Raw genomic sequence first — 21970 nt, 5'->3', positions numbered from 1 at the left:
AAAGTTATTATTGTTGATAGCCCGGGTTTTGCTCACCGATGGTCGGGTTGTTCAAAAATTCGGTGTGCGGGATGGGCATGATATATTTCACCTTATCATTTGCGGTGGGCCGCAGTTCCTGTACCAGCGAAGATGGAAGGCGCAGCAGCGACATCCACTCCTGTCCGTCTTCTCCTACCAGGTTGCGGACCGTTTCCAGGTACAGTTGTTTGAGCATTTCATTAACGCTTCCGGCATTATCTACTGCCGAAAAATCTGTTACACCGGCATGGCCCATGATGTTTTTCAGGATAGTACGGGCCGCAGCGAGGCTGCCGCCGGAACGTACAATAGCTTCCGCTTTCAGCAGGTATACTTCTGTTAAACGGATGGCATAGGCGGTTTCTGTTAAAGGTGTGGGCGTATTTCCTTCTTTGATATATTTCAGGAAGTAAAAGGTGCCATCCGAATAATCATTGGCGGAACCTATCATCCAGGCGCCGCGGGGATCATTCGCCAGCAATGTTTTCAGCGCTGTTTTGGCTACATACAGGGAAGATGCACCGGGCCAGTACTGGCGGCTGAGCACATAGTAATAGCTTTCCTGGTTTTGCTGTGATTTAACACCGAGTATAACTTCCGGACTGGCAAGGCCTTTTGTGTAAAAGATGTCTTTCATCTGCGGCTCCAGCGTATACTGGCTATTGAGGATGATACTGTCTGCCAGGGCTATTACCACCGGGTAATCGGCCGGCTGGCCGTGGCTCATAAGCACCCTCATTTTCAGCGCCATGGCGGCCCAGCGGGTAGCATAGAACGCTTTATTTTGTGCCGGCGCATTGGCAATGGCATCATCAATATCAGCGAGGATAGCGGTGTAGCTGTCTTTCACCGAGCTGCGTGCTTTTGCGGTAGCGCCCACTGTTACAAATTCATCGCGCAGCAATGCGCCGTAAGGGCTGCTGAGATCGAACCACTGGCCGAAGTAACTGAGCACTTTAAAATGGCCGTAAGCCCGCAGGAACCGTGCTTCTGCCAATACTTCTTTTTTACGGTTGTTGGTAAACGCTTTGTCCTCCAGCAGGGAAACGCCTTTTATAACGCCGTTGGCAGCATTTACCAACTGATAGGCTGAAGTCCAGTATACGCCGCTGAAAAAGGAATTGGTGTAGTCATTGAGTTCTGCTCCATCTTCGCCATAACCATATCCCATATAACCGGCAAATACGGCGGGGGGCACTTCGTGTTCAAACCAGTCCGTTACATTATTAGTGGCATCCACGTTGGCAAAGCGATAGTAAACACCATTGAGGGCGATTTCAGAAGTACGCTGGTCGATGATGGTATTACCATCTACCTTTGCATTTTCCGGTAATTTTCCCAGCTCCTTTTTGCAGGAAGTTCCTGCTATTAATAGGGTGCCGAGCAAAGTATATATGATCCTTTTCATAAAATCTTTTTTGTTGTTTTAAAATCCAAAACGAAGACCGATGTTAAACTGCTTTGTAGTGGGAAAGGTGCTTACATCCGAGCTGCCGTTGATAAGGCTGTAAGGATTGTTGCTCACTTCCGGATCGGGGCCAGGGTAGTTGGTGATCGTAAACAGGTTGGTAGCAGATGCGTACATGGAAGCGTCCCTGATATGCAGCGAGGACGCTACTCTTGCCGGCAGCTGGTAGGTAAGCGTAATGGATTTTAATTTGATATAGGAACCATTGTACACATCGTCGCTGGCAGTGTTGCTCACATTTTCCCCGAGCAGCAGGCGGGGCCTGTTGCTATTTGGATTTTCGGGTGTCCAGCGATCTTTTATAGATACTCCCCTGTTGGCATAGCTATCGAAAGATTTATTCTGGATATCTGCGAGATAAAGCAGGTCTCCGCCGTAGGAGAACGTCAGTAAGGTGATAAGACTAAAATTTTTAAAGGTAAAAGTGTTGGTGAAGCCGCCAAAGAAGTCCGGCTGCGACTTTCCTATCACATCGCTTTTATAAAATCCATTGTCGCCTATTTCATACATCGGATCACCGATGCCGAGGTAGGGAGCCATGTACCGTGCTAAGGTGAATTCTTTCTTGTAATCGTCCAGTTGCTTTTGGTTTTGTATAATACCTTTCATTTTATAGCCATAGAAGAGGCCGAGGGGTTCTCCTTTGCGTACGATGCTGTTCCCCTGGATATAGGAGCTGACTTCACCTGCATTGGTGAAATCGTCGTTGATGTCGGTTACTTTACTTCTGTTCCTGGAAATATTAAGCGCGCCTGTCCACTGGAATTGTTTGCTTTTGATAAAGTCCGTGCGCAGGTCCAGTTCCAGTCCTTTGTTGTTGATAGTGGCAAAGTTGGAGATCACACTCCCATAAGATGAGCTGGGGGCCAGTTGTGTAGCCATTAACAGGCCCGTGGTATTTTTTTCATAATAACCTATCACACCGCGCAGGCGGGAGCCGAACAGTTCAAAGTCGAGGCCCAGATCCTTCTGCAGGGTAGATTCCCATTTAATTTTTTCATTCCCGAGCTGGGTAGGAACGAGTGCATTCACACCACCGTAAGAACCGGGCGTATACAAAGTATAATAAAGGTTATCACCAAAATTCTGTGTACCGGTGTAACCGCCGCTGGCTCTCAGTTTCAGTTCATTTACCCAGGTTACTTTTTTCATAAAGGGCTCTTCAGAAATACGCCATGCCACACCGCCGGAAGGGAAATAACCTACGCGGTTATCTTTCGGGAATTTGGAGGACGCATCTGAACGGCCGGTGAAGGTGAACAGGTATCTTTCTCTCCAGGCATAGTTAGCGCGCATGTAGAAACTCAGCAGGGAGTTCTGCCCGGAAACACCGGTGCCGGGTAAAGTAATGGCTGCGGAGGAAAGGTTGTTCAGGTATTTATCATCCGGGAAGCCCTGACCGCTGGCGGAAAAGGAGTTATAGCGGTATTTCTGCCAGGAGGTACCGCCAAGGAGATTTAACCGGTTGTTTTCATTAAACTGTTTGTCCCAGGTAAGGGTATTTTCGAAGAAGAGGTTTACATCTTCTGTTTGCGACTGTGAGCCGACGCCGCCATTGGAGTCGTCTACCCCGCTGGGAGAAGCGATAACGGCCGAACTGGACACATAGTTCAGCTGGTGGTAGTTGTTGTAGTTAACAGAAACAGTAGACCTGAATTTCAAATCTTTCAGCACATCATAATCTGCGGAGAGTGATCCCAGGAGAGAAGATGTTTTTCCTTCGTTGATACCATCCAGGAGGATCATCGGGTTTTGATTGCCCTGGTAGTCGTACCCACCGATCTGCGAGCCCAGGAACCGGTAATAGCTGCCGTCGGGGTTGCGTTCAGGCAAGGTAGGCGGCGCAAAGAATGCAGCCGGGTAAATACCATTGGTGATATTGTTTTTAGTGAACCCGTAATCGAGGTTAGTAATGATCCGGAAGCGGCTGGTGATTTCATTATCGAGACTAATTTTACCGGAGATACGGGAGAAATCTGTTCCGAGCACCACGCCCTGTTGTTTGTTATAACCCAGGGAGGTATAGTAACGGGAGCCCGAGCCGCCGCCACGTACAGAAATATCGGCATTCTGCGAGGTAGCGTTACGGAGTACGAGGCCGAGCCAGTCGGTGTTAGCTGTACCAAGACTGGAAGGATTTTTAATAATATTATCTGCCTTGGTGCTGGATGCCTGACCTGCGGCTGCGCGGGCCGTATTCAGGTTTACAGCGGCTTCTGTTAGCAGCGAGAGATAATCCGTTGCGTTGAGCAGTTTTTCTTTAATAGGTGTGCTTACGCCTGCATAGTAATTGGCTTCCAGCACCGGTTTCTGGTTCAGCTTACCTTTTTTGGTGTTGATGATGATCACGCCGTTGGCTGCTTTGGAACCGTAGATAGCCGTGGCGGATGCATCTTTCAAAATATCGATGCTTTCAATATCATTGATATTTAACCCGGCGAGGCTGTTTAGTCCGCGGGAGAAGGAACCGCTCACGGTACTGTTAGGATCATCGCTGCCGGCTCTTTCGATCGGGTTTACCACTTCCGCCTGGTTTTGGATATACCTGTTCTGGATAGTTACCTGTACGCCGTCGATGATGTAGAGGGGATCGTTGCCGCCGAGCAGGGAGGTACCACCGCGGATGCGGATTTTGGCTACACCGCCGGGGGAGCCGTCGGACTGTGTAACCTGCACACCTGCTGCTTTACCGGCCAGCGCCTGGTCGATGCTCACGAAGGAAACATTCTTTACTTCGTCTACATTTACCGAGGCCACCGAGCCGGTGAGGTCTTTTCTTTTAGTACTGCCGTAGCCTACTACCACGTATTGGTTCAGGTCATCCACTTTAGCTTTCAGCTCCACCTCCACAGTGAATTTACCACCCATGCTGAGGGTTTTGGATTCAAAGCCTACGCATGAAATCAGCAGCACCGCGCGGGCATCGGTATTATGCAGGATAAAGAATCCCGTTTGGTCGGTGATAGCGGCGGCATTGCTGCCTTTTACACGCACCGATACGCCGGGTATGGGATTGCCTTTGGTGTCCACTATTTTGCCGCGCACATCTTCCGGGGGTAGCGCATCGTCGCCGGCCGGAGGGGTTACCTTCCGGGAAATAACGATGGTGTTGCCTTCTATGTCGAAGGTTAACGGCTTATCCTTCAGCAGTTTTCCAAGAGCGGCCTTTAGCGGCACCTCCCGGATCTCTGCCGAAACAGGACTCACATCTGACAAATCTTTACTCCGGTAAAAAAACACATACCCGGTTTGTTGTTTGATGACGCTGAACAGCTGCTGCAGCGGCATATCCTTGCAGGACACCGTGACCGTTTGTGAAACTCCACTGGCACAAACGTGTAAAGCCAGTACCGTTAATAAAACTGCGGTCATTCTCATTACTCGCCAGATTTTGGTGACATAATTGGTCCCTGGTTGAGGAGACCTTCCGTTATCAAGTGAACGAACCAATGACATGGAAAACCCATGCGGGTTGCGAACAACATTAATTTTCATACCTTAGATTGGTTTTTGGTTGACAAAATGTTTCTCATCCGCCTTTGCAGGCAGTGAAAAGCTTTCCTGAAACGGGTTAACCATTGATCAAAACCTGGTGCGGACGCCAATCTTGACACCAGGTTTTTTTTTATGGATGAACATAAGACCTCCGCGTCCGGTGGACCTCATCAATTCATAACATGATATTACTGGATAGCTATCTGTGCAGGCGTTAGCAAGCCTGGCAACATTGGTTGTTTCGCTGACGTTGGTGGTATCAGCTATGGTTGGTTATTGATTTAGCTTATGGATAAATAATGATCCGTCTTCCCTCCTCTACTTTAAAGTTAATTTTTGCCTGTGACAATACTTTTAACAATTGTTCCTGTGTAAGACTTCTCCCTATTTCCCCGGTAAATATTTCTCCCGGTATTTTATCGCTGTATTTTACTTCTATATTATACCACCTGGATAACTGACGCATAACGGTGGGGATATCTGCTTCCTCAAAAGAGAAATACCCGTTCTTCCAGGCGATAGCGCTGTTTACATCTACCCTGCCCACTTTTATGATCCCGTCGCCGGTGGCCGTGGCCTTTGCCTGCTGCCCCGGGTTCAGGTGGCGCATAGCGCTGCTTGTTTTTACCAGCACCGCCCCTTCCAGCAGGGTGGTATTGATGGTGCTTTCATCTGCATAGGCATTGATATTAAAATGCGTACCCAATACCATTACTTCCATGTTATTGACTTTCACCGTGAAAGGCCGTTCCACATCGCTGGCCACTTCAAAATACGCTTCTCCTGTGATCGTCACCGTCCGCTCCTTTCCCGCAAACGCCGTGGGATAGCTGATAGATGAGGCGGCGTTCAGCCATACATCCGTTCCATCCGGCAGGGTGATTTTATATTGTCCGCCGCGGGGCGTGCGCAATACGTTGTACGTTACCGCAGATGCCTCGGCTTCTTCGTTTTTATATACAATTTGCCCGTGCGTGGTTTTCTCTACTTTACTGTTCCCCTGTACGGTAAGTACTCCCGTGCCGGCACTGTCCAGGTTTACCACCGTTCCATCTGCCAGCGTGAGCGTGGCTTTATCGCCTCCGGGCATAATAATCGCCGGTTTATCTGCAAGCACCTGTTTTTTACCCGACTGCCACACAAAGAAGCTGCTGCCTGCCGTTACCAGCAATATGACTGCTGCTGCCACCTTCCAGCCGCTACGGCGGCGTATGGGCACTACGCGCGGCTCTGGCGCCGTTGCCAGCATCAGGCGATTACGCATCCGTTGTTCCATGGCTGTTTCGGTTTCTCTTTCCTCCACAGTTAAATGGGCTGTTAAGGCATGCTCGTCATAAGCATTATACCATCGCAGCAAACGGTCCTTCTCCTCGTCACTGGCCGCGCCGGCAAGGTACTTTTTTGACAGTATGGCCAGTTCATTCATTTCCATCCGTGATATAATTTACAGGGTCCTATATAGTAATGTCCGGAAATAAGGGTGCTACCCTACCTCCGTCAAAAAAAAAATTATAGACTTTCTAAAAAATGGCGTGAAAGTAGTTGCGGAATTGGAGGCGCAGCCGCTGCAGGGCTTTGGTGATATGCTTTTCCACGGCTTTTTCGGAGATCTTCAGTTCCGTGGCAATTTCCCGGTTGCTCATCCCCATATTGCGGCTATAGTCGAATACAATGCGGCATTTTTCGGGTAGTTGTTTTAATTGCTCCTGCATGGATTGCTGGAGGAAATGTAACTGGGCGGTATCGTCTGTTACTGCCTGAACAGCTTCGGGGAGGGCTTCCACCGCTGTAACCGGGACCATTTTCGATAATTGTGTAAATACGGCGTACCTGTTGGCAGTAGCCAGGTAGGCAGGCAACGACCGGATGATGGTTTGCGCCCTGCGCTGCCAAAGACCGGTAAGCACATCCTGCACCACATCTTCCGCCAGCTCCCGGGAACGCAGGCGATCGTAGGCCAGTACGTACAAACGTTTCCAGTAACGGTTGTAAATTTCTGTAAAGGCGTTGTGATCATCTTTACCCATCAGCTGAACCAGCTCATCATCAGCATAGTAGGAGTACTCGGTCATCATCTCTTATAAAAATGCCTGCAAAAATTAATGATTGGTTGATATTCAGAGATTGTTATAATCCCAAAGCTAAGGTATAAGGGGATGAGAAACAAGAGGTAGCAGGAAATCGGTCATTTCCCGGTAACTCTTTTTTTATGATTAATTCCCCAGTCCTTGAGCGAATAGATAATGGGGGTTAAGGTGTCCGCATACGGCTCCAGCTTGTAAGATATCTTCACCGGGTATTCCCCCAAAACGTTGCGCTTTATCAATTTGTGCTGTTCCAGGTCTTTAAGTTCCTTTGCCAACACCTTGGGGGTAATCCCAGGTATACTTTCCTGTATATCGGTAAAACGATCATTGCCCACGCCTACGGAAATGATAATAGGCAATTTCCATTTTCCACTGATGACATCGAGAGCGTCCCTCACAGGTTTCACGGTATTGAGGCAGTCGCAATGCGTTTCTTTTTGTGCCATAAGTTCAGATTGTTTACAAAGTCACTTTCCTTTGGGAAAGGACTATACAAAGGAAAGTATAATAGGTTAACTTTGCAAATGTTATTCCAATATGGAATAAAGGTGATGGCCATCTGATCTCTTCCTGGCCTCTGACGAAATCTTAAAATTCAAAAAATGAAAATCGGAATAATCGGTACCGGCGCAATAGGCGGTACGATAGCAAAAAAAATGGCTGCAGCAGGCCATCTGGTAAAGGTGTATAATACAGCGGAATTTGACACATTAAAAGAACGTGCCCGGCAGTTAGGCGCCACTCCTTCTACACTGAATGATATTGCAAAAGATGTGGATGTCCTGATCCTGTCCATCCCGGTTGCAGCCATCCCCAAACTGCCAAAGACGTTATTTGCCGGCATTCCGGAACACGTGATCGTCGTTGATACTTCTAACTACTATCCCTTCCGTGATGGGGAAATTGAAGAACTCAAAAAGGGAATGGTCGAAAGTGTATGGGTGGCCGGGCAAATAGGGCGTCCTGTTATTAAGGCTTTCAATAACCTACTGGCCGCAAGTCTTGAGCATGGAGGTAAGCCCGGAAATGCAGATGACCGGATTGCCATGGCCATATCAGGCGATGACCAAAAAGCTAAAGAGACAATATCCCGGCTAATCAATGACGCAGGTTTTGATGCTGTTGATGTGGGAAGTCTTGCTGAATCATGGAGACATCAGCCAGGCACGCCTGCATACTGTACAGAACTGAATGCAGCAGCACTTAAACAAGCCCTCAGTGATGGTGTTAAAGAAAATGCTCCGGGCATAAGAGATATTGCTATTTCAACATTCATGGAACTTCCAAGTCAACCTTCTCATGAAGAAACCGTAAAACTTAACCGTTCATTATTCTCTAAAAATCCAAAAGACTTTAAATAAACGTCAATCGTACAAATGTTTCATTTTCCCGCGCTTTTGTATCATATTAATTCCTGGTGGTCAGGCTAGCTTTGTCCTTTGTTTTAAACAACAAAATTTACTACCATGGCAAAAACAATTTTTATAACGGGGGCATCACGCGGTTTCGGCAGGATTTGGGCAGCAGCATTTTTACAACGTGGCGATAATGTAGTTGCGGCTGTTCGCAACCCTGAAACATTAACCGGGCTTGCGAAAGAATTTTCATCAAATCTGTTGGTACTGAAACTTGATGTAACTGATAAAAAGGCGGGTTTTGAAGCGATCAAAGCTGCAAAAAACAAATTTGGCCGCATCGATGTTCTAATAAACAATGCCGGCTTTGGGCACGTTGGCGCAGTCGAAGAGTTAAACGAGCAAGACGTCAGGTCACAGTTTGAAACTAACGTATTAGGTTCATTGTGGATGATACAGGCAGTACTGCCCATTATGCGTCAGCAAAAGTCAGGGCAAATCATTCAACTCTCCAGCGCCCTGGGATTGAATACGGTACCATTGATGGGACTGTACAGCGCATCCAAATTCGCAGTGGAAGGTCTTGCTGAAACACTGGCCGGCGAAGTAAGTAGATTTGGCATTAAAGTGACCATACTGGAACCAGGTGGTTTCTCCACAGATTTCTTCAGCGCCAGTTCCCTTGCATCAAGTGAATCAATACCGGTTTACGATGGCATACGAAAAGCTTTTTATGATCAGGCTAATGAGCTGGATTCCGGCAACCCTGCAGCAACTGCCAAAGCGCTTCTTAACCTCGTGGATTCGGAAAATCCACCATTAAGATTGCTATTGGGTAAAACTACTTACCCCTGGGTAAAACACACTTACGAAGAGCGCCTGAAAATATGGGAATCATGGCAGGATGTTTCTGTGGCAGCACATGGTTAACAGCAATTTAAATTACGGCATCCGGCTTTACCGGGTGCTGTTTCCATTATTTTTACAAAAATGAATCATTTTAAAAAAATAGCCGACTTACATGAAGCACTCGGTGTTAAACCACCGGAGCATCCGCTTTTCAGTGCGATATATGGTGAACAGGATAAGTGTACCGGTAGCAAGGAAATTGAGTTTTCTTCAGCGTTTTATACCATTGGATTCAAAAAGCTGAAATCAGGAAGCATGCTTTATGGAAAAACAAAGTATGACCACGACCGGGGGGTAATGTCGTTTGTAAAGCCGCAGCAGAAGGTGATTTTTAAAAATGTAAAACTACAGGAAAATGGATTTTTAATTCTTATCCAGGAAGATTTCCTCGCAGGAACTGCTCTTTACAAGGAAATAAAACAATATAGCTATTTCGATTATGAAGTGAATGAAGCATTGCACCTTTCACCTGGAGAAGAGGAAATCATCTGGAATTTGTATTTCAGCATAGAAAAAGAATACAATAATAATACGGACGAACATAGCAAGGCTATTATTATCAGTCATCTTGATGCCATGCTTAAATATGCGCAGCGCTTTTATAACAGGCAGTTTATTAACCGGGCACCATTAACCGGTTCAACCCTTACAAAGTTCAATGCCTTGCTTGCTGCTAATTTTGAAGAGCGAAAAACAAAAAATATTGGGCTGCCCACGGTATCTTTCATGGCAGAAAACCTGCATGTTTCTCCCCGCTATTTAACTGATGTACTGAAGCAGGAAACAGGAAAAACAGCTTTGGAGCTTATTCATCTTTTTTTGATTGGTGAAGCCAGAAATTTGCTAACAGCAGGCGAAATGAATATATCGGAAATTTCGTATTCACTTGGCTTTGAAAATGCCACTTATTTTTCACGTCTGTTTAAAAAAGAAGTAGGCGTGTCTCCGAATAAATTCAATAAACAAAAAAACCACGCAGCAGACGCTACAGGGGCTTCCCCTTATCATTAGCCCATTTATTTAGTCTCCTGCACTATCCACCTTACTGCATTTCACCGCTATTATTTGTAATTTGATTACAAAAATCAGACCTAAAAGTAATACATTCTGTATTTTTATGGCTATATTTGTAATTCAACTGCATTTATAAAGGCATAAAATGATAGTTAATTTTAGCATTGAAAACTTTGGCTCGATCAAGGATAAGCAAACGCTTTCTTTTGAAGCGACCAAATCATCTCATCTTGAAAATCAATATGTGGTAAATACTGGTGGCGTTAAATTACTAAAGCTGGCTTTAATTTATGGAGCAAACGCATCAGGGAAAACTACCATATTAAAAGCACTGGATTTTTTAAGAAATATAGTTTTAGAGCCCGTTGGGAAGAAAACGAAAGAATTAGATTTTCATCCTTTCCTTTTTGATAGTCAAACGTCTAAACAAAATTCCACTATTACGATAACGTTTATTCAAAATGAAATAAGATACTATTATGAAGTTGAGTTTTCCCAAAAAGCAATTATAACAGAAAAACTGGATTTCTTTCATCCTAACAAAGCGGGTATTTTCAAACGAAAAACAAGTCTGGAAAACCAATTTACAGAAATCTCTTTTGGTAGTAAGATTAAGATAGATAAAACTTCTGAAAAGATATTAGAATCCAACACTCTTTGGAACAATACGGTATTGGGTGGCTTTCTGAAAACAAACATTGAGTTAAAAGAATTAAAGGAGGCTACAGATTGGTTTAAGCAATATCTGAAACCCCTGGTTCTTACAACAACGGATTTGGAAGGCTATGTGACCTCTCACATTGATAAGTCCAACATCTCAAAAGAGAACGTTGTTAACATTCTTAAAAAAGCTGACTTTAATATTTCAGATATATTTATTCAGGAAGAAGAAAGAGACATTCCTGAAGGCTTCATTACATTTATTGAAAACCAGTTGAATGCCCCCAACGATACAATAAACGAATTAAAAGCAAAGGGAAGAATGACCTCCCGGAAGTTAACATTCGAACACACCACAGAAGATAACAAAAAGTATACACTGCTTTTCGACCTGGAGTCGCAGGGTACTAAAAGATACTATGGGTTTGCTGGTATACTGGCGCTACTTATCAAAAACTCGGTTGTGTTTCCCATAGATGAACTTGAATCATCATTACATCCTGAATTGTATCGTCATTTTTTACTTTCATTTCTTTTGAATGCAGATAAATCTCAAATAATTGCAACGACGCATAACAGAGAAATCCTTGACAGCAGGGATATACTCAGAGATGATGCTATTTGGATTACCGATAAAGATGAATCCTGCTCAACTTCGTTATATTCACTAGCCGACTTTGACAGCTCAGTAATCAGGGACACCACAAATAGGTTAAATGTCTATAAAAGTGGGAAACTTGGTGGTGTTCCGCATTTAGGAGATTACTACATTGACATCGAAAAATGAGACAAAAAAGAGCTATTGCAATAAAGGCCAGGAAAACATTTGCGGTTGTTGTGGATGGAGATACTGAAGTGTGGTATTTGCAAATGCTAAAGAGAAACGAAAGGTCCATTAATGTTAACATTGAGCCTAAGATACCTCAAAGGAAAAGGCTTTCAGAACAATTTGAGATGATATTGCTCCATTTTGAACGTACATCAAAATATTTTAGCTCATGCGAAGGCGCTGAAAAGCAATTAAAAAAACATCTCAAAGATTATAAAAAGACACAAAAGTATTATACCAAACAAAATAATGATATTTACTTGCAACTAAAATCAAAATTAGCTACCGCAATAAACAATGCAAAACAACTGGGATGTTTTAATCCTGATACGCCTCAAAGCGCAATATCGGAGATGCCATTATTTTTTGAAGCAAATAAGTTGGAGCAGCTTTTTTAAGAATACCCACAGGCAATCCCCCACTCCATTCTCTCAAAAAACATAACTATTCAGTACGCAATCTTTTTATTGGATTTGCATTAGCAGCCCGGTATACCTTTGTTCCAATAACAGCACTGCAGCAGAGCAATACAATCAGGAATGTACCGATGTAAGGCGTTGCTCCGATATCAGCATGATACCGGTAAATAACTCCAAAAATAAACTTGTTTGTAAACAAGTAGCCCAGCGCTGAACCAACTACAAATGCAATCAGGAGAATACGTATAAACTCCCGGTTGACTAATCCTATAATTTGCAGCACCGATGCCCCCAGTACTTTCCGGATCCCGATTTCTTTACTTCGCTTGTCTATGTTCAATGAAATTTGTGCAAATAAGCCCGATGCTGACAAAAGCAACGTAACTATGGCCAGGAAAAATGCAATCAACTTAAATGCCTGCGTCATCCGGAGCTCCTTTTCAATTAAATCTGATTGCAAATATCCCCGGTAGGGTACATTGGGTATCAATTTATGCCAGGCTGCCTGCAAGTGCTGAGTTACCTGGGACAATCTATCTTTATCTGAGCGAACAACCACAAACTTATACTCCGCTGGTTTGGCCATACGTAACGCACAAGGTGGTACAAGACCATGTAAGCCGTATTCTTTGTAATCGTTCACAACTCCAACAATCGTGTAATTGATGCTATCCAGGGTGACCCGGTGACCAAGCGGTTCCTTTATCTGTAACCGTTGCAGAAAGGTCTGATTGACCAGGATGGATTCATCGGCATCAGCGCCATTATCGTAAAAATGACGCCCCTGAAGCAAACGGATTCCCATCGTGTTAAGATAGGCCTCCCCTCCGACCTGCGCAACCTGTACCTGGGTTTGCCCATTTTCAGCCTTTGCCGTTTGGGTGTAGGTGCCGTCACCAATTTGCTGCACACATCCGGCCACGCTTTTAATTTCCGGATACTGCTGAATGGCCTGGGTAAAAACACCGTACTCCCGGGGATTGTTGATCTCTACAACGGCCACTTCATTGACAGCATAACCAAAATCTACTTTCTTTTGAAATATGGCGTTTTGAGACATCACAATGCCAACCACCAATGCGAAGCACGACAAGCTAAATTGTGAGATCAACAGGAAACGTGTAAAACGGTTGGAGGCCGCAAGTGAAGTTTTGCCTTTGAGAATCTGAACCGGCTGAAAAGAGCTAACGTACATTGCCGGGTACAGACCAGAAAAAATGGCACTGACTATGGGAATTGATACCAGGAATAACCAAAATCCATAGTCCCTGCTATAGTCAGGTGAAAGTTCAACGTTTGTAAGTTGACTAACAGCCGGCAATAACAGATGGACAAACAACAACGCCAATACAGATGCCAACAGGCATAAAACAATATTCTCCGTTAAGAATTGACGGATTAGCTGGCTCCTGAAACCTCCCATTACCTTACGGATACCAATCTCTTTTAACCGTCCACTGGCAAATGCGATGGAAATATTGGTGAAATTGAAACAGGTGATAATTAAAATAAACAGCGACATGATGGCCGGAACTATAACGAGCACACCACGTGGATTAACCGTTAATTGGTTGCCATATACGTATCCCGGCATGTCAATATCCGAGGTGGTCGCCAACTCAGAGAAAGGTTGGAGGGAAAAGCCTGCTATGGGCCAATTGGAACGATTACGGTTATGAACCGCTACATAGTTATTAAGATCAGCCATTACAAAACGGGCCGCCTGTTTATCTTTTAATTTTACAAATGTTGTAATGAGATCCGGATTGGCCCAGTCGTCGGGGGCCACCTGTCCATTCACAAATCCATTATCAAATGAAGTGATGATATCGAACTGGATACTTGAATTTGCCGGGATCTTCTGCGTTACAGCAGCAACCGTATATATCTTAGACCGGCCTTCCGATCCAATGATTGTCAATGACTGCCCCACCGGAATTTGCTTTGGAAAGTATTTGTCTGCAAAATCTTCGCTGATGATTACCTGGTCCGGTTGACCAAAACCGGACAGGTTACCAGATTTCAGGGGGAAAGTAAAAAAATCGAATAACGTTTTGTCAGCATAATGAATATGCTCATCAAAAGTATTCTCCTTAATTTTCACCACAACTGCAGCGCTACTGAACCGGGCCACCTGTTCCGCCCCGGCAGGTTCTTTCTGCATAGCCTGGGCTAAAGGTAAGGGTACAACGGCCCAGGGCTGCCTGCTTCCATCAACCAGACGCACACTGTTCAGCCGGTAAATTTGCTCGGTGTGAACGTGATTCAGATCAAAGTTAGCTCTGTAGTTATAGTTGAGATATGCCAGGATACAACAGGCAATAGCAAAGCCTAAGCCTACTACGTTGAGGACCACATAAATCTTGTTGCGCCAAAGAACACGTAAAGCGATCTTCAAGTAGTTCGAGAACATAAGGTTAATTTAAAAAGACTGTTAAACAGTTTAGTTCCATAGCGCCAACCGGGAAATATTGAAGTCGGCGCCGGTATTTTACCTGGGCAACAACTACCATACCACTTGTTACTTATCTCCTCGCCCCGCTGTGGTGGCTATGTTTGCCTTTCTGTGGCGGATAGTCTAATAAGTAATATGTACGGATACGGACATACCTGTTCAGTTTTAATGATCAAACGAAGCGCTCAATAAACAAAAGCCCCCGCAGCACACGCTACGGGGGCTTTCCTTTTCATTAACCCATTTTATTTAATCTCCTGTAACATCTCCTTCACCGCAGCTTCCAACTGGGCATCTTTCCCCGCCAGGAACTCTTCATAGCGAAGCGGCACCCTGATGTCCGGTTCCAGCTGGAGGTTCTCCGTAGGGCGGCCTTCCTTACCGATAGTGCCTACCATTGGAATACCGAATACCATTGTTGGATCGATCTGTGTTTCCCACCAAACGGCGGTACCGGTGCCGGGTACCGGCATACCGATCAGTTTACCGAGGTTACCTTGTTTATAGATGTAGGGGAAGATGAACGCATCGCTGTAGTTCCCTTCGCTCATGAGTACGCAGCTCGGCTCCTGCCATTGGCCGGAGGGTTCACCGCCTTTGAGCTTTTCGCCCTGTGGTGCAAACTCAAGGTATTTTTTACCGCTGAGGAAGTTGTACAGGTCGTCGTGCAGCCATCCGCCGCCGTTGAAGCGGGTATCTACAATCAGGGCTTTCTTATCGCGGTTGCGGCCCATCACCTCATCGTATACAGAACGGTAGCTGGCGTCGTTCATGCCTTGTACGTGTACGTAGCCTACTTTTCCGTTGCTGAGTTTATCCACCATTCCGCGGGTATTTTCCACCCAGCGTTTATACATGAGCGTGCTTTCTTCGCCGGCGGATATTGGTTTTACGGTTTCATCCCAGCGGGCTTTGGTGTCGGGGTTGTAGATGCTTACCAGTACGTTGTTACCTGCTTTGCGGTTCAGTAGCAATGCCCAGTCGGTTTTAGCGGTGATGCTTTCGCCGTCTATTTTCTCGATGATGTTACCTTTCTTCAGTTTGCTGGCGGCTTTGTCGAAGGGACCGCCGGCGATGATGTCATCTACTTTGAGGCCGTCGCCGGTGGAGGTTTCATCATACAGCAAGCCTAAAGATGCGGTGGCATCGCCATTCATTTGTTGCGGCGAATACCGGCCACCGGTGTGGGAGCCATTCAGTTCTCCGAGCAGTTCACTCAGCAGCTCTTCGAAATCATAGTTGTTGCTGATATGCGGGAGGAAGCGGGCGTAGTTATCGCCATACATTTTCCAGTCGATGTTACGAATGGTAGGATCATAAAATTTCTCTTTCACCTGTTTCCATGCGTGCCAGAAAATGTATTTACGTTCTTCATCCTGGTTCAGCGACAGCTCTGTGCTGATAGACACCGGCGTAATTTTGCCGCTGTTAGCGTCTACCTTTACCACGCTGCCACGATTACCGACAAAGAGGGTGTTGCCATCTTTACTTAACTCGATGCTGCCGGGTGTACCGGCTAACTTAGCGAGGATCTTTGTTTCACCGGTTCTCGGCTCAGTCATCCACAGGTCGTAGCCCTTCTCAAAAGAGGCCATGTAATATAGTTTGCTGGCATCTTTGCTCAGCACGTAGTCGCTGATGGAGGCGCTATTGATAGTAAGTTTTACTTTCCTGTTTTCAAGGTTATTGAAATCGGGATGAAATACTTTTTTCGCGTCAGCAGAATCCTTGGCTTTCAGCGTGGAGTCTTTGGCTGCTTTGCCGCCGGTGGCTTCTTTTTCTTTCAGGAGATTAAATTCGTCTTTCGACAGCTTATAGTTATCATAAGCTTCCTGGTCGAAGAATACGGCGAAGATATCTACTTCGCGGCTGCCTTGTTTGGCAAGTGATTTACGTCCTTCGCGACTGCTGGCCCAGGTGAGCATTTTCCCACCGGCGCCCCATTTGGTACCGCCTTCGCCGAAACCGCTGTTCACGGGGTAAACGAATGCTCCTTTACCATCGGCGGGAATAAGCGTAGCATTTTTCGTGGTGAAATAACCCTGCTGGTCATCTGCAGCTATCCATTTGCCATCGGGGCTCCATTCAAAGCTCCAGTCGCCATCCGAGTAGGAATGGTTGCGGCCTGCGGGCAACAGCGTGCGGCTTTTACCGGAGGCGATGTTGAATACCTTCAGGACATTGCGGTTTTCTATATAGGCAATTTCTTTTCCATCCGGAGAGTACAGCGGCTGGAATTCTTCTGCTGAGGTGGCGATCACCGGTTCTTCCTTCAGCAGGGTGGCAGCAAAAAAGTAAGGTTCTTCTTTGCGTACTTTGGTAGTTTGAAAGATGTCCCAGTTGCCGTTGCGTTCTGCTGCATAGATAATACTTTTGCCATCGGGACTCCACTGCACCATTCTTTCCTGCTGGGGCGTATTAGTAATACGTTTGGTAAGATTGCCTTCCACGCTGGTAACAAACACTTCTCCCCTGGCTATAAATGCCATTTCCTTACCGTCGGGACTCATGGCGAACTCGGTGGTGTTACCGCTCACCGGTACATTTTTCACAATACCGGCCCGTCCATCATTAAAGATGCTTACTTCCAGCTTACGCGGTTGCTCACCTTCTTTCAGCGTATATATTTCACCGTTATAGGTGAAACAAAGGGTGTTGTTATCTGCTTTGGACAGGTTACGCACCGGGTGTTTGGTAAAGGTGGTAAGCTGCTGCATGCTGGCTTTATCTGTGAGAGAACCTTTGAAGAGGTTCTGTGAGATACCGCCTTTTTCGCTGAGATAATAAATATCGTTGCCATTGCCGAATACAGGCTCCCTGTCTTCCCCAACATACTCCGATACCTTTTCATAACTGCCTTTTGCAATATTCATTACCCAGATATCGCGGGTAACAGAAGACACGTGGTGTTTACGCATCGGATCTTCATATCCTTTCCGGTCCTGGAAGATGACTTTATCGCCTGCTTTGTTATAATGCGCTACGTCGGCTCCTGCGGCGCTAAGCAGTGTGGCGCGGCCACCGGTTACCGGAACGGTATACATGTTCCGGAACAGGCGGTACGGAAATCTTACGCTGGCAGCAGGCGCGTTGCGTGCACTTCCGAAAAGTACCTGTTTGTTGTCGGTGGTGAAGTCGTACGGAAAATCGCCGGCGCTGTTGCTGGTAACACGTACCGGCGTACCGCCTGCGGCTGGCATTACAAACACGTCGAAGTTGCCATAACGATCGCTCGCAAACGCAATGTATTTGCCATCGTGGCTCCATACCGGGAGCATGTCGTGGGCTTCATGAATAGTGAGTGGAACGGCCACTCCCCCTTTGGTATCTACCCGGTAAATATCTCCTTTATAGCCAAAGGCAATGGTGTTACCGTCGGGAGAGATAGAAGGGTTCCTGAGCCATAGGGCATTTTCCTGGGCATAGGCAGTGGCGGCCATGAGGATGGCTGCACATCCGAATAATAATCTCTTCATAAGCGCTGATTAGATATCTGTTGTTAAGCAGCTAAAGAAAGCTGACGCGCCAATGTATAAAAATAACCGCTTTTTATCAAGCAGGATAGTGACCAGTGGTTATTTAAAGGTAAGACGGATAAACCGCGGGCGGTACAATTGTGGCTGGGCGGCCAGCTCATGAAGGAAATCGAACGCATTGACATTGTAGCTGATGAGCAGTTCGCCCGGCTTTGATAAGTTGGGGTGCGCCTTGGCGTTATATACAAGGAAATGCTTGTTTTCCTTTGCTTCCGGGCATTCCCATATTTTGATGACCGGTCCGAAAGGCCCGGCAGGACTGAGACCCAGGCGCAGCCCCACTACAGGACTTATGCCATCCACCTGGAAGATGAGGGCATAACGGCCATCCTTCAACGGCGTTAGGCTTAGTTCATTGGAGGCATGTGCGGTTACCGCCGCCGCCTGCTGAATGTTCGCCGTCCATTGCTGCCCGTTCCAGTAGCGCCATCTTCCAAAATCCTCGATATCTGCTGGCAACACACGGGCTACGAGCACTTCTTTCTGTAATCCCTTTACCCCATAAACGTACACGTAGCCATCCGGGTTGGGGGCGCCCGCCCGGCGGGTATTTACGAAGATGCCCACCCCAAAAGTGATATGCTGACTGCTATCCACCGGCTGAAACAACGGCGTATCCAGTTGCCGGTGGTTGGCAAAAGGAGGCCGGCTACCGGGCGGCAATACAATAAGGGCATTGCCTGTTTCAGCAAAACCGAACACTTCGCTGCCAATATTGCGGATACGGTAAGCTACAATGTAAGTGCTGTTTCCTTTTTCATGATTAACAAAACCGTCGCCCAGCCAGTAATAGTCGCCTTTTACAGCAGCGGGTGTGTGGGGTTCAAACATCGTTGCATCCGAATAAAAACGGATATTTTTCTCCAGCGGCTCATTACCTTTCAGCATCGCTACGGAATTGTGGATCATGGTTACATCCGGCTGGAGCTTGCCATCCCGGATGGTACCGGTCATGGTGTCGCTGAAAAGCAACAGGGTACTGTCTGCCGCGCCGACGGTATCCACCCCATTCACCGGAATGCTGAAAATGCCATCGCCGCCAAACCAGCCGGATTGGCGGATAAAGAGTGCATTCCAGTCGTTTGCCGGCGCCACGGTATAAGACAGGTGCACAGTATCCCTGCTTTGCAGGGGCACAGTGTCCAGGCGGCTTTCCGCGCAACAGTTGCTGATCAGTAATGTCAGTAGCGTTATCATCTCCCGTAAATTTAATAAAAAAAGCCCTTGCAGTACAATATGCTGCAAGGGCTTTAGTCAGGTTATTTATTACTACCAGGCGCGGTTACGGCCTACATAAATATTCTTCGCATTATAATAGGTATCTCCGGCGGGGCCACTGCTGCCGCTGGAGCCTTCCATCTGCATGTTAATGATAATATACATGGGCTTGCCTACAAAATTAGCCACATGCATCCCCGTCCATACGTTGTCGATGTAATAATGAATATTCACATCGGTAGCGCTCACCTTAGTGATCCAAACGCGGTAGTTGTGCCAGTTGCCGGGAGATGATACATTGGTTAAGATACTGGACACATCCTGCCAGGTTCTGAAAGTATTCTGCCAGTTGGTGGCATTCCCTTTAAACTCCAGGATATCGCTTTCCGGAGGCCAACTGTTAACGCCGGTAAGCCAGAAGGCAGGCCAGGAACCAGCTACAGAGGGCGCCTGAAAATCTCCCTTTACTTCCCATTCGGGGAACTGGTCGTTGATCAACACCTGTGCTTTAGCATGCACCGCACCACTATGGTAGTGAATGGGCAGATAAGGGTCACTGCTGCTGTTACCTTCATTCCAGTTGATACGGGCGGCCTTAATAGTAAGGACTCCTGCATTCAGGTAAATATGGTTGTGATCTGAACTGCTGCCATACATACGTGCGGTACCGTTATGATCCGATCCCCAGGGATAGAGATAGTTCCAGGCCGCTTCAAAGGCGCTGTAGCTGGCAAACGAACTGTTGTCCAGTACGGTTTCCCAGGTGAGATCAGCAGCAGCCTCTGTTTTGGCCAGGGCTGCATTTTCAACCGGCTGAAGTTTGTCGGATGCCTGTTTGCCGCACGACAGGATCAAGGAGCTGCTAAGCGCCAATAGGATTTTCATACTTGTTTTCATAAAGTGGAGTTTTTATGGTGAATAATAAAATACTTCCCTATTTTCCATCCACGCCTATATTGGGAGGTGTTAACAACAATGGGGTCCCATATAGATCTTTTACTGTTTTATCCGGCAGTGCGGCGCCCTTGTGCAGGGCAGGCGAACCCGGTTGCAAACGAAATGCTTCCAGCGCTTCCATACCGTGCATGCCGGTTAACGGGGCTGCCCGGAACTGCGGATCTTTTGTAACCGCCGCTTTATCGGCCGGCCGGTTAAGATGCCTGCCGAAATAAAGGTTGTTGCTGTACACATTCCGTTTGCTTTTATTCGTGATGTAGTCTGCCGTGCCGAGGGTATAAAAAATATTGTTGGCAAAATAGGTGCTGTCGGCATAACCAAACCAGTTGCCCATTTCTACCAGTGTGCTATCCATTTTAATATCTCTTTCAGGCAGATAAATAACGTTGTTGTATATACGCGTGTTTACTACGGGGCCGGTTATATGAAAAACCGGCGCAAAGCCTGCGTGTTTACCGGTAGTTCGCAAACCATCGTTCATGCTTACATTGTAACGGATGATGGTTCCTTTATTACCGCAGCTTTGCGGAGCTTTGGCACTTCCGTCGTCACATACCAGTACAAAGCCACCATCGTTATCATGACTGTAATTATACTGAATCACGGTATTATTACAATTCCAGTCGGAGTCGAATCCTTGTCCGTCCCACGGCGCTTTATGATCGCTTACTTCATTGTATTGAATCAGTGCATTATCGCAGCTCCAGGGCCATATGCCGGCAGCTGATTCTGTATCGGGCAATAAGCGGGGGCAGTCCCGCATGATGTTATGCTCCACCAGCACGCCATCGCAGCCGGTAGGCACAATTCCGTCGCCGGGCACGCCTTCTATCAGGTTGCCGCGGATCACCACATGCTCGTTGGGAAACCAGTCCGTCCTGGACCAGTTGCCATTTACCAGGATACCGTTGCGCTGACAACGTTTGATGGTACAATCTGCCACCAGGATGCTGTCGAATTTCGAGCGGGTATGCCGGCCGCCGTTACTGAAAATGATGCCTGCACCGCCGCCGTCTTTCTTCACCAGGCTGCCGTTTACATCATGTACATCTATATTTTTGAGATAGATGTTGGAAGCAATACCATAGTCTGATAACTGCACCAGTACGCCCGCGCGATGTGCCTTCACATCCGGGCCGTAGTTGGAAATATCCAGGTTACGGATTTCCCAGCCTTCTGCGTTCAACAGGTATAATGTTGCCGGCATTACGCCATTGCCCTGGATGCGTGGTTTGTATCCTTCTCCATATTGGTCGATGGTGATCAGCTGTTGCGCGTGGCCGCTCCCTTGCGGCTTCAGCTGCCCTTCATAAATACGGCCCGCGCGGAAGCGGATCTGATCGCCCGGCTCAAAAACGTGGCTATTCACCTGCTGTAAACTGCGCCAGGCTTGTTGTTCCGACAACCCACTATTGGTATCTTTCCCCGTAAGCGCATCTATATAATACGTGTTGGGCACCGCAGCAACAGCAGGTAAACCCGCCATCATGGCAATTAATACGGCGCCCTGAAAAACCTTTCTAATATTCATTTCAGTTATCTTTTAA

General features: G+C 46.7%; 15 protein-coding genes. 5 read left to right on the top strand and 10 right to left on the bottom strand.

The genetic code is table 11. From position 1 onward, the window contains the following. Positions 1–7 precede the first annotated feature (7 nt). From AB6805_RS24390 to AB6805_RS24370, 5 genes are all read right to left on the bottom strand, one after another. Complete coding sequence (locus AB6805_RS24390) at positions 8–1429, bottom strand: RagB/SusD family nutrient uptake outer membrane protein (protein WP_370912068.1); 1422 nt, start codon at positions 1427–1429, stop codon at positions 8–10. A gap of 18 nt (positions 1430–1447) precedes the next feature. Then, complete coding sequence (locus AB6805_RS24385) at positions 1448–4867, bottom strand: TonB-dependent receptor (RefSeq protein ID WP_370912067.1); 3420 nt, start codon at positions 4865–4867, stop codon at positions 1448–1450. 403 nt (positions 4868–5270) lie between these two features. After that, entirely contained in the window at positions 5271–6416 is a 1146-nt protein-coding gene (locus AB6805_RS24380) for a FecR family protein (RefSeq protein WP_370912066.1), read from the bottom strand. Positions 6417–6504: 88 nt separating this feature from the next. Beyond that, complete coding sequence (locus AB6805_RS24375; protein ID WP_370912065.1) at positions 6505–7059, bottom strand: sigma-70 family RNA polymerase sigma factor; 555 nt, start codon at positions 7057–7059, stop codon at positions 6505–6507. 110 nt (positions 7060–7169) lie between these two features. After that, positions 7170–7517 (bottom strand): winged helix-turn-helix transcriptional regulator, encoded by a 348-nt coding sequence (locus AB6805_RS24370; protein ID WP_370912064.1) that lies wholly within the window; start codon positions 7515–7517, stop codon positions 7170–7172. Between the two features lie 147 nt (positions 7518–7664). Between AB6805_RS24370 and AB6805_RS24365 the strand changes: the two genes are divergently transcribed. The 5 genes from AB6805_RS24365 (at position 7665) to AB6805_RS24345 (ending at position 12236) form a co-directional block, all read left to right on the top strand. Then, positions 7665–8432 carry an NADPH-dependent F420 reductase gene (locus tag AB6805_RS24365; protein ID WP_370912165.1) on the top strand — a complete coding sequence of 256 codons (768 nt, stop codon included), beginning with the start codon at positions 7665–7667 and terminating at the stop codon, positions 8430–8432. Between the two features lie 105 nt (positions 8433–8537). Then, positions 8538–9356, top strand: a complete 819-nt coding sequence (locus tag AB6805_RS24360) for an SDR family NAD(P)-dependent oxidoreductase (RefSeq protein ID WP_370912063.1) — start codon at positions 8538–8540, stop codon at positions 9354–9356. 303 nt (positions 9357–9659) lie between these two features. Next, positions 9660–10346 carry a helix-turn-helix domain-containing protein gene (locus tag AB6805_RS24355; protein ID WP_370912062.1) on the top strand — a complete coding sequence of 229 codons (687 nt, stop codon included), beginning with the start codon at positions 9660–9662 and terminating at the stop codon, positions 10344–10346. 148 nt (positions 10347–10494) lie between these two features. Then, on the top strand, positions 10495–11796 hold the full coding sequence (locus AB6805_RS24350) for an ATP/GTP-binding protein (protein WP_370912061.1): 1302 nt from the start codon (positions 10495–10497) through the stop codon (positions 11794–11796). After that, the gene (locus tag AB6805_RS24345) at positions 11793–12236 is read left to right on the top strand and encodes an RloB domain-containing protein (protein ID WP_370912060.1); all 444 of its coding nucleotides are present in this window, start codon (positions 11793–11795) and stop codon (positions 12234–12236) included. Before AB6805_RS24350 ends, AB6805_RS24345 begins: the two co-directional genes overlap by 4 nt. A gap of 46 nt (positions 12237–12282) precedes the next feature. Here the strand turns inward: AB6805_RS24345 and AB6805_RS24340 are convergent, their stop codons facing one another. From AB6805_RS24340 to AB6805_RS24320, 5 genes are all read right to left on the bottom strand, one after another. Then, the gene (locus AB6805_RS24340; RefSeq protein WP_370912059.1) at positions 12283–14670 is read right to left on the bottom strand and encodes an ABC transporter permease; all 2388 of its coding nucleotides are present in this window, start codon (positions 14668–14670) and stop codon (positions 12283–12285) included. A gap of 287 nt (positions 14671–14957) precedes the next feature. Beyond that, entirely contained in the window at positions 14958–18188 is a 3231-nt protein-coding gene (locus tag AB6805_RS24335) for a S41 family peptidase (protein WP_370912058.1), read from the bottom strand. Positions 18189–18287: 99 nt separating this feature from the next. Continuing rightward, a complete protein-coding gene (locus tag AB6805_RS24330) occupies positions 18288–19445 on the bottom strand; it encodes a DUF4185 domain-containing protein (RefSeq protein ID WP_370912057.1) in 1158 nt (385 codons plus the stop codon). A gap of 72 nt (positions 19446–19517) precedes the next feature. Further along, the gene (locus AB6805_RS24325; RefSeq protein ID WP_370912056.1) at positions 19518–20363 is read right to left on the bottom strand and encodes a glycoside hydrolase; all 846 of its coding nucleotides are present in this window, start codon (positions 20361–20363) and stop codon (positions 19518–19520) included. 37 nt (positions 20364–20400) lie between these two features. Continuing rightward, positions 20401–21954 carry a right-handed parallel beta-helix repeat-containing protein gene (locus tag AB6805_RS24320; RefSeq protein ID WP_370912055.1) on the bottom strand — a complete coding sequence of 518 codons (1554 nt, stop codon included), beginning with the start codon at positions 21952–21954 and terminating at the stop codon, positions 20401–20403. Positions 21955–21970: the final 16 nt, after the last annotated feature.

Source organism: Chitinophaga sp. RCC_12 (assembly GCF_041360695.1).
GTDB lineage: Bacteria > Bacteroidota > Bacteroidia > Chitinophagales > Chitinophagaceae > Chitinophaga.
Note: the sequence above shows the minus strand (reverse complement) of the source record. Positions and strands in the feature narration are given on the sequence as shown.

What these genes read in the sequence shown, in the direction of transcription:
- AB6805_RS24390 (WP_370912068.1), bottom strand. Translation starts at nt 1,429, where the DNA reads ATGAAAAGGATCATATATACTTTGCTCGGCACCCTATTAATAGCAGGA.
- AB6805_RS24385 (WP_370912067.1), bottom strand. Translation starts at nt 4,867, where the DNA reads ATGAGAATGACCGCAGTTTTATTAACGGTACTGGCTTTACACGTTTGT.
- AB6805_RS24380 (WP_370912066.1), bottom strand. Translation starts at nt 6,416, where the DNA reads ATGGAAATGAATGAACTGGCCATACTGTCAAAAAAGTACCTTGCCGGC.
- AB6805_RS24375 (WP_370912065.1), bottom strand. Translation starts at nt 7,059, where the DNA reads ATGATGACCGAGTACTCCTACTATGCTGATGATGAGCTGGTTCAGCTG.
- AB6805_RS24370 (WP_370912064.1), bottom strand. Translation starts at nt 7,517, where the DNA reads ATGGCACAAAAAGAAACGCATTGCGACTGCCTCAATACCGTGAAACCT.
- AB6805_RS24360 (WP_370912063.1), top strand. Translation starts at nt 8,538, where the DNA reads ATGGCAAAAACAATTTTTATAACGGGGGCATCACGCGGTTTCGGCAGG.
- AB6805_RS24350 (WP_370912061.1), top strand. Translation starts at nt 10,495, where the DNA reads ATGATAGTTAATTTTAGCATTGAAAACTTTGGCTCGATCAAGGATAAG.
- AB6805_RS24345 (WP_370912060.1), top strand. Translation starts at nt 11,793, where the DNA reads ATGAGACAAAAAAGAGCTATTGCAATAAAGGCCAGGAAAACATTTGCG.
- AB6805_RS24340 (WP_370912059.1), bottom strand. Translation starts at nt 14,670, where the DNA reads ATGTTCTCGAACTACTTGAAGATCGCTTTACGTGTTCTTTGGCGCAAC.
- AB6805_RS24335 (WP_370912058.1), bottom strand. Translation starts at nt 18,188, where the DNA reads ATGAAGAGATTATTATTCGGATGTGCAGCCATCCTCATGGCCGCCACT.
- AB6805_RS24330 (WP_370912057.1), bottom strand. Translation starts at nt 19,445, where the DNA reads ATGATAACGCTACTGACATTACTGATCAGCAACTGTTGCGCGGAAAGC.
- AB6805_RS24325 (WP_370912056.1), bottom strand. Translation starts at nt 20,363, where the DNA reads ATGAAAACAAGTATGAAAATCCTATTGGCGCTTAGCAGCTCCTTGATC.
- AB6805_RS24320 (WP_370912055.1), bottom strand. Translation starts at nt 21,954, where the DNA reads ATGAATATTAGAAAGGTTTTTCAGGGCGCCGTATTAATTGCCATGATG.